At 31.6% G+C, this 8586-nt stretch carries 8 protein-coding genes; 6 read left to right on the top strand and 2 right to left on the bottom strand.

The window, feature by feature from the left end; all coding sequences use genetic code 11:
• The 6 genes from hypB to ACRBBL_RS24425 all read left to right on the top strand — a co-directional run.
• Positions 1–356 (top strand): hydrogenase nickel incorporation protein HypB (hypB, locus tag ACRBBL_RS24450; RefSeq protein WP_431371724.1); only part of this gene is annotated, 356 nt, incomplete at its 5' end.
• A gap of 13 nt (positions 357–369) precedes the next feature.
• Positions 370–2619, top strand: a complete 2250-nt coding sequence (gene hypF / locus ACRBBL_RS24445; protein WP_431371723.1) for a carbamoyltransferase HypF — start codon at positions 370–372, stop codon at positions 2617–2619.
• Positions 2620–2623: 4 nt separating this feature from the next.
• Positions 2624–2947, top strand: a complete 324-nt coding sequence (locus tag ACRBBL_RS24440) for a HypC/HybG/HupF family hydrogenase formation chaperone (protein ID WP_431371722.1) — start codon at positions 2624–2626, stop codon at positions 2945–2947.
• 18 nt (positions 2948–2965) lie between these two features.
• Positions 2966–4060, top strand: coding sequence for a hydrogenase formation protein HypD (gene hypD, locus ACRBBL_RS24435; RefSeq protein ID WP_431371721.1), 1095 nt, complete (start codon positions 2966–2968; stop codon positions 4058–4060).
• Positions 4061–4083: 23 nt separating this feature from the next.
• Complete coding sequence (hypE, locus tag ACRBBL_RS24430) at positions 4084–5145, top strand: hydrogenase expression/formation protein HypE (RefSeq protein ID WP_431371720.1); 1062 nt, start codon at positions 4084–4086, stop codon at positions 5143–5145.
• A 3-nt stretch (positions 5146–5148) separates the two neighbouring features.
• Complete coding sequence (locus ACRBBL_RS24425; protein ID WP_431371719.1) at positions 5149–6243, top strand: hypothetical protein; 1095 nt, start codon at positions 5149–5151, stop codon at positions 6241–6243.
• Here ACRBBL_RS24425 and ACRBBL_RS24420 read toward each other — a convergent pair.
• Together ACRBBL_RS24420 and ACRBBL_RS24415 are read right to left on the bottom strand one after the other, a co-directional pair.
• Positions 6232–6933, bottom strand: a complete 702-nt coding sequence (locus ACRBBL_RS24420) for a sulfite exporter TauE/SafE family protein (RefSeq protein WP_431371718.1) — start codon at positions 6931–6933, stop codon at positions 6232–6234. The two genes, ACRBBL_RS24425 and ACRBBL_RS24420, sit on opposite strands and share 12 nt — an antisense overlap.
• Positions 6934–7818: 885 nt before the next feature.
• Positions 7819–8586: a hypothetical protein gene (locus tag ACRBBL_RS24415; protein ID WP_431371717.1), complete on the bottom strand. Its 768-nt coding sequence runs from the start codon at positions 8584–8586 to the stop codon at positions 7819–7821.

Here is an 8586-nt window from a genome sequence, read left to right as displayed (position 1 = left end):
TAGACCAATTCGATTTGCCAAATATTGACTTACTTTTCATAGAAAACGTTGGTAATTTAGTATGTCCAGCATCTTTTGATTTAGGAGAAGATTACCGTGTGACACTAATGGCAACAACAGAAGGTGATGACAAGCCTAAAAAATACCCACGCATGTTTTTAACAAGTGATATGATGTTAGTATCAAAATCAGACCTTCTGCCCTATTTACCATTTTCTGTCGAAGCAGTAACTAAAGACGCTCATGAAGTAAATCATGAATTAGAAGTCATTCAAATTTCTTCATTGTCTGAAGAAGGTATTGACCAATGGTGCGATTGGTTGGTTGAAAAAGTGAAACAAAAACAACAAGCATAATTTTTTATTATTGGTGAATAAAACATTTAAAATACAAATTAAAGGACGTGTTCAAGGAGTTGGATTTCGTCCCTTTATTTTTAATCTTGCTATAGAACACCAACTGTTAGGTTTTGTTTCAAATAATGAAAACGGGGTTATTATTTATTGTAATGCTTCAAAAGAAAAAGCAAACGATTTTTTTGAAGCTATTCTTAATAAGAAACCAGAAGTTGCAGTAATAACATCGTATACAATTGAGGAAGATATTTATGTTGAACATGATGTTTTTAACATTATTCCTTCTAAATCAAATACACAAATAAATATACCATTAACACCAGATTTTGCAGTTTGTAAAGCTTGTAAAACTGAAATTACTGATCCAGAAAATAGACGCTTTAATTACGCTTTTACAACTTGTGTACATTGCGGACCACGTTATTCAATTACCACAAAGTTTCCTTTTGAAAGAGCACACACTTCAATAGCTAATTTTAAAATGTGTAGTGATTGTGATGAAGAATATACCAATCCAAATGACAGACGATTTCATTCGCAAACCAATTCTTGTTCAACCTGTGGTGTGCAATTATATTTAACAAATAATTTAGGAGATAGTATTAAAGAAGATAGTATTAGCAAGGTCTCTCAATTGCTTTCCGAAGGAAAAATTATAGCAATTAAAAATACCAACGGTTATGTGTTGTGTTGTGATGCTTCTAATCCAGAAGCCATTAAAGGGTTAAGGGAACGAAAGAAAAGACCCAATAAACCATTTGCTGTCTTATATCCTTCAATTGAATTAATTAAAAAAGAATTTGAATTATCTTCTTATGAAGAAACAGCTTTGCAATCTAGAATTGCACCAATTGTAATTCTTAAAAACACTAAAAATATAAGTATTTCGGTAAATGCTATCGCGCCAAATTTAAATCAAACAGGTGTGATGCTCCCATCGTCTAGTGTATTAGAATTGATTATAAAAACCTTGAATAAACCAATGGTTTGTACAAGTGGGAATAGTCATGGTTCACCAATTATTTCAATAGAGAAAGAGGCGAATAAGCAATTAAAGGACATTGCTGATTATTTTTTGCATCACAACCTCGACATTCAGTTTCCCCAAGATGATTCTGTGGTTAGGTTTGCCAACGAACAGAAAATTTTACTGAGACGTTCAAGAGGTTTAGCACCAAATTATATTAACGCTAAGATCAAGTCTAGAGAATCCATTTTAGCTATGGGAGCACATTTGAAAAGCACTTTTACATTTGTTCCTAATGCGCAAACATATGTGAGTCAATATTTCGGAAATCTCGATAGTTATGATGTTTTAGAACGTTACAAGGCAACGATTAGCCAATATGTAGATTTGTTTGAAACAAAACCGAGAACTATTCTTATTGATAAACATTTGCAATACCAAAGTAGCATTCTTGGAAACGAATTTGCTTCAGAATGGAATACTAGTATTCAGGGAATTCAACATCATAAAGCACATTTTGCAAGTGTATTAGGAGAGCATAATCTATTTGCTTCCAAAGAAAAAATATTAGGTGTCATTTGGGATGGAACTGGCTTAGGAACTGATAATGCTATTTGGGGAGGTGAGTTTTTCACTTATCAAAATAATGGAATAGAAAGATTATCCCACTTTGAATATTACGATTGGTTAGCGAATGATAAAATGGCAAAAGAACCACGACTGGCATTGTTTACTCTTTTAGATGATGATTCTAAAGCTATTATAAAGCATAAATTTTCTAAAACAGAATGGAGTATCTATTCAAAAACTATTAAAACGAATACCTTAAAAACTTCCTCAGTAGGTAGACTATTTGACGCAGTAGCTTCGGCATTAAATATTGTGGATATTAACACCTTTGAAGCTGAAGCTCCTATGCGACTTGAAAATTGCGCAAACACTTATTCTAAAAGCTATTACATTGATTTTTTACATAAAAAAACCTATGATAGAGTTCCATCAAAGTATATTATTGAGGCAATTGTAAAAGCGTATAGAGAAGGGTTTTGCAAAGAACGATTGGCTTACAGTTTTATCTATACATTAGCCAAATCTATTATAAAAATTGCTAAGGAGAATCAAATAAAAACGATTGCTTGTAGTGGAGGTGTTTTTCAAAACTCATTATTAGTTTCAATATTAATGCGCATGATGAAAAAAGAAAAATTAAATTTAAAATTAAATCGTAAATTGTCTGCTAATGATGAGAATATATCATTTGGACAATTGATGTATCAACAACATATAAAAAATTAAAGAAATGTGTTTAGCAATCCCAGGAAAAATAAAGAGTATTGAACTACAATACGGTGGTGCATTACGAATGGCAAAGGTTAATTTTGGAGGTATCACCAAAGAAGCCAGTTTAGAGATGTTACCATCTGCAGATATTGGAGATTATGTGTTAGTTCACGTTGGTGTTGCCATAAGTAAAGTGGATGAAGAAGAAGCAAAAAAAACCTTTAAATACCTAAAAGAAATTGGTGAATTGGGTGATTTGGTAGATGTGGATAACTATATACCTGAAGATACAGTTTCTGGAGAGATTTCATTAGATGAAGTCACTAAACGCATGGATAAATAATTTATAAAAGGTGCTAGTATGAAGTATATGAAAGAATATCGAGATCCTGAATTAGCAAAACAATATCTCGAAGAAATTAAGAAAACTGTAACGCAATCTTGGTCTATTATGGAAGTTTGTGGCGGACAAACGCACAGCTTAGTTAAAAACGGAATTATAGATATGTTACCAAAAGAGGTGACTATGATTCACGGTCCAGGTTGTCCTGTATGTGTAACACCTTTAAATTTAATAGATAAAGCCATTCATTTAGCATTAAATGAAAACGTGATTTTATGCTCGTTTGGTGATATGCTTCGTGTTCCTGGCTCTAAAATTAATTTGTTGGAAGCAAAAGCAAAAGGTGCAGATATTCGTATTTTATATTCGCCTTTAGAAGCTGTAAAGATTGCAGAAGATAATCCTGATAGAGAAGTTGTTTTTTTTGCTGTAGGATTTGAAACTACTGCACCAGCAAACGCATTATCTGTTATTCACGCGCACAGAAGAAATTTAAAAAACTATTCTATTTTAGCATCTCACGTATTGGTGCCACCAGCAATAAAAGCGGTGATTGATGATGATGAAAGTAAGATAGATGGTTTTCTAGCTGCAGGTCATGTGTGTACTATTATGGGAAATGCTGAGTATTATCCTATATCCGAAAAACACGAAGTCCCAATAGTTGTTACAGGTTTTGAACCTTTAGATGTACTACAAGGTATTTTGATGGTGCTTCGCCAATTAGAAGCCAATAAAGCTAAAGTTGAAAATCAATATTCGAGAATCGTTAGAGAAGAAGGTAACATTGAAGCACAAAAAATCATTTCTGATGTTTTTGAAATTAAAAACCAGATTTGGCGTGGTATTGGTGAAATTCCAGAAAGCGGTTACGCTGTAAGAGAAAAATACGCCAATTTTGATGCCAATAAAAAGTTTTCTATCACTATTGAGGAAGCGCCAGAACATCCAGATTGTATATCTGGTCAAATAATGAAAGGCATTAAAAAACCTTTTGAGTGTGCTCAATTTGGTAAAAAATGTAAACCTTCATTTCCTCTTGGCGCACCAATGGTTAGTAGTGAAGGTGCTTGTGCAGCTTACTATCATTTCTCTGGCTTAATCGAAGCTTAATTTTTAATCAAATAACCCCTTAAATGTCGGATTCAAAAAAATTACGAATGCAATTGCAATGTCCAATGCCTAAGTTAGACTTTGATGTTATAACACTTGGTCATGGTAGTGGAGGCACATTAACAAATAAACTGTTAGATAGCGGTGTTTTCGATTTATTAAGTAATGATATTCTTGATGAAAGACATGATGGTGCTTTCCTAGAAATGAATGGAAAAATGGCATTCTCTACTGATAGTTTTTTAGTCTCACCTATTTTTTTTCCTGGCGGAAATATTGGAGAATTAGCAGTTAATGGTACAGTTAACGATTTGGCTATGTGTGGCGCTATTCCTAAATATTTATCCTTAAGCTTTATTATTGAAGAAGGACTAAAAATGACTGAATTTTGGGAGATTTTAGTTGCTATTAAATATGCTTGTGAAAAAGCAGGAGTAAAAGTTGTTACTGGAGATACTAAAGTTGTTGAAAAAGGAAAAGGAGATAAAATATTCGTCAATACTTCAGGTGTTGGTAACATTCATCCTAAAGCAAATATCAGTGAAAAAAACATAAAAGTTGGCGACAAAATTATCGTTAGTGGAAACATAGCAACACACGGAATGGCAATTATGTCTGTTCGTGAAGGTCTAGAATTTGATTCAACAATTGAAAGTGATACAGTAAATTTAAATCACACCATTATAAACTTACTTGAATTGTTTGGGCAAGACATTCATTTGTTAACAGATCCAACTCGTGGTGGTGTAGCTACTGTTTTAAAAGAAATTGCGCTATCCTCTAATATTGGGATTGATATTGCACAACGTGATTTACCAATAGATAATCAGGTTGCAAGTGCTTGCGAATTATTAGGTTTAGACCCATTATATGTTGCTAATGAAGGCTTGTTTTTAAGTTTTGTAGATGCTTCTATTGCTGACCAACTTTTAGAAACGCTACAAAAAGACAATAACGGTAAACACGCAAAAATTATAGGAACTGTTGTTGAAGCACACCCTAAACAAGTAATAATGGAAAGTGCTATTGGCGGAAAACGTGTTGTTAGTATGCTTCCAGGAGAACAATTACCTAGAATTTGCTAATTTATGGACTATACTACTTTAGGTAACAAAGTTACCAATTCTTATATTTTTAAAGGCTCAAAGCATAAACCATTTTTAGCACCAAGAGGTGTCTTTGTAGCTAATAATATGTTATTTGTTTCAGACACTGGACAAAACCGTGTGTTCATTTGGAATAGTATTCCTACTTCAGAATTTAAAGAACCTGATGTTATTTTAGGTCAAGAAGCGATTGCAGATTCTGGCAGAAATTCAAATTCAGATGTATCTTCAAAGACCTTGCATTATCCTTCTGGTATTTGGAGCGATGGAAAAAGACTAGTTGTTGCTGATGCTTGGAATCATCGTGTATTGATATGGCACACAATACCAACAACAAATGCACAACCAGCTGATGTTGTGTTGGGGCAACCTAATTTTGAAAACAATCAACCTAATGTAAAAGGGCAAGCTGCGAATCCAGAAGCAAATACTTTAAATTGGCCTTATGGTGTCTTTTCTGACGGAAAGAACCTGTGGATTGCAGATACAGGAAACAGACGTGTTTTATTCTTTGATAGCATTCCTACAGAAAATTTTGTAGAAGCAGATAAAGTCATAGGAAAGTTGAATTTCAAAACTCGTGATTACGAAAACAATGAACCTATTTGGCCTTATTCAATTAAGGTAAGCAAAAAAGGCGTTTTAGCTATTGCTGATACACAATTCTACAGAGTTCTAGTTTGGAATAATAAAAATGATGCTTTTAGTAAACCTGCGAATATTATTATTGGACAAGACAATTTTGATAATGCTGGTCAAAATCAATTTAGATTAGCACCAGAATCCAACACTTTAAATTGGACGTATGATGCCTGTTTTTACAAAGATGGTATTTTGGTAAATGATACAGGAAATAGCCGAATTCTTGTATTCAATGATATTCCGAAGGAAAATAATAAAAATGCAGATGCTTTAATAGGAAGACCAAACTTTAATATTAGCAGTGAGTTTAAAGCAAATATGCATGGAACTAGTAGTGCTATTTATTGGCCATTTTCAATTACTACCGAAGGCGATAAATTGTTTATCGCAGATACAGGGAATCATAGATTAGTAATTTGTGATTTACAAACTTAAATACAGCCAATAAAAGCCAATCACAATAGCAAATAATCCACCTGCAAATCGAATACCTTTGAAGAAATTACCATTATGCTGATGCTTTGAATAGGACGCTAATTTTCCTAAAATTAAAGCATATGCAGACATTGCTAGTACTGTTCCTACTGCAAATCCTATGATGTATTGAGCACCATCAAAGTTATCTTTAAAACCTAATACTGGTAATAATAATAAAAAATGTGCTACACCTGCTAGTCCATGCAGAAAGCCAATTCCTAAAGAAGATAGAACGTTTTGCTTTACAATTTTATCATGTGTATGTTGGTGACTTTCTTTATGATTATACTCGTGTTCATCAATATGTGCATACGTTTCAGTTTCAGTATGTACATGTGGTAGCTGATGTCTCTTTTTCTCATTAAAAATACGGTAAAATGCCCAAAGACCAACACCAATTAAAACAATCGCAACTAACTGTTCGCTATATTCTGAAATAGTTTCAATAGGAATAATATCTTTAAACAAAATAAATAAAACACCTATTAAAAGCATTCCTAACAAATGCCCAATTCCCCAAAATAAGCCAATTTTCCATGCTTTCCTTTTAGTTTCTATAACTAGAGGTGTAACTGCAGCCAAATGATCTGGACCAGAAATAACATGCAACATTGAAGCTAGTGTACCAGCAATTATGGGGAGATTCATCATTTAAAATATTTAAGAGTTAAATATAAATAAAAAATTAATAAGGTCAATTATTTTTAATTCTACTGCTTTTTAATTAATTGATGAACTGTAAGTCCTGTTTCTTTTTTTCAAGATTAAAAGTTAATTTGTCTAACTCGAAATCTCACAACCTGATGTCCACTTTTGATTTAAAAAATTAAGAAATCAGATAACGAATAATAATTATCTAGGCTTGGACAGCAGATTAGAAAAAATGTGCTTGTATTCATTAGTGCCAGACAAGTATAACATAAATTAAAAAAAATCATTGCAGATTTTTACTATATTTGAACATTATTAATCATCAAATGATAAAAATCTAAACGCATATACAAACGCATATAGATTGTCTATTATAAGTAGGGTTTTAAAAAGTTAATTAACTGATAATCAGATATGATTATTTTAGTAATTGAGTTCATAACCCGGAGGTCTCGGGTTCAATTCCCGATCTCGCTACAAGTATCTAAAGGGCTTCACAGAAATGTGAAGCTTTTTTATTTTTATGAGGTACAACATAGGTACAACAAAACAAATCACTTTACACCTTCAATTCTCTAATTTTTAATGAGTTAACCTCATTTTTTTAGATTCCATTCTTTCTGCGTTATTATAATCACATTAGATTTCTAATATTTTTAGATACAATAAAAAGCTACAATGTTTTATACGAAAAGTACATAAAACTTAGTATTCAAATTACTGTCGAAATCTTTTATTCTATTCATAGTGCTTACTAGAACTGATTGAAAATGTAATGAAACAGTTCATAACACGAAGTTTAGTAATCCCGTTCTAATTACTATTTCCAACCATTAACTCTTATCTTTTGGTAAACTTATTCTATTTAATAAGTTATGATAGTTACTTTTTTTTAAGATATTCATTAACTTTTTTATCAAATAATTTCTTGTCTATCCGATTCAATAAATAGTTTTTTAGAGAATAATCATTAAAAAGACCTGACTCTCTTATTTTCTTACTTAACTCCTTTTTTTTCACATCATCATCTTCAATAGTATTAAGCTTGTCGTAGTAAATATATAATAAAGGCGCTATAGTATTTGAAGATAGGTTTAATTTTAAGGTATTATAGTACTCTCTTTTCTCTTCAGCACTTATTTCTGATTCAAATATTAAATCAATTATATGATTAACAAAATTAAAATATCTTACAAAAACATCTTCATATGTATTTACCAAATTACTATTTAATATTGAAGATGAATCCGTTAAATCAAACTCCTTATCTGGTGAGAAATTTTCACGAAGATATTTATAAGTATCTGAGATAAGTTCTAAACCATTATTTTTAAGATATGTTTTGCCGCTGGGATTATCAGCATTATGATGTTCAAGGAAAAAAATAAAATTATTCAATGATAAAGTAAGTTTACTCGTGAAATTGTTTTTATATAAAACTGAGAAATATAACATCACTCCAGTAAATGTAATTATTACACCTACAGAACCTAATAAAATAGTTGCTAAACGTGATAAATTATTTAAATGCAATAATGAAGAGTCAAAAATACCATATCTAACAAAATAAGTTAAAACTATACCGATTAAAATAATTATGGCAGTATAAAATAAGTTAGTGGCAAATTTTCTTGTAAACTTTGGTTTCAT

The organism is Kordia sp. (assembly GCF_050633145.1).
GTDB lineage: Bacteria > Bacteroidota > Bacteroidia > Flavobacteriales > Flavobacteriaceae > Kordia.
Note: the sequence above shows the minus strand (reverse complement) of the source record. Positions and strands in the feature narration are given on the sequence as shown.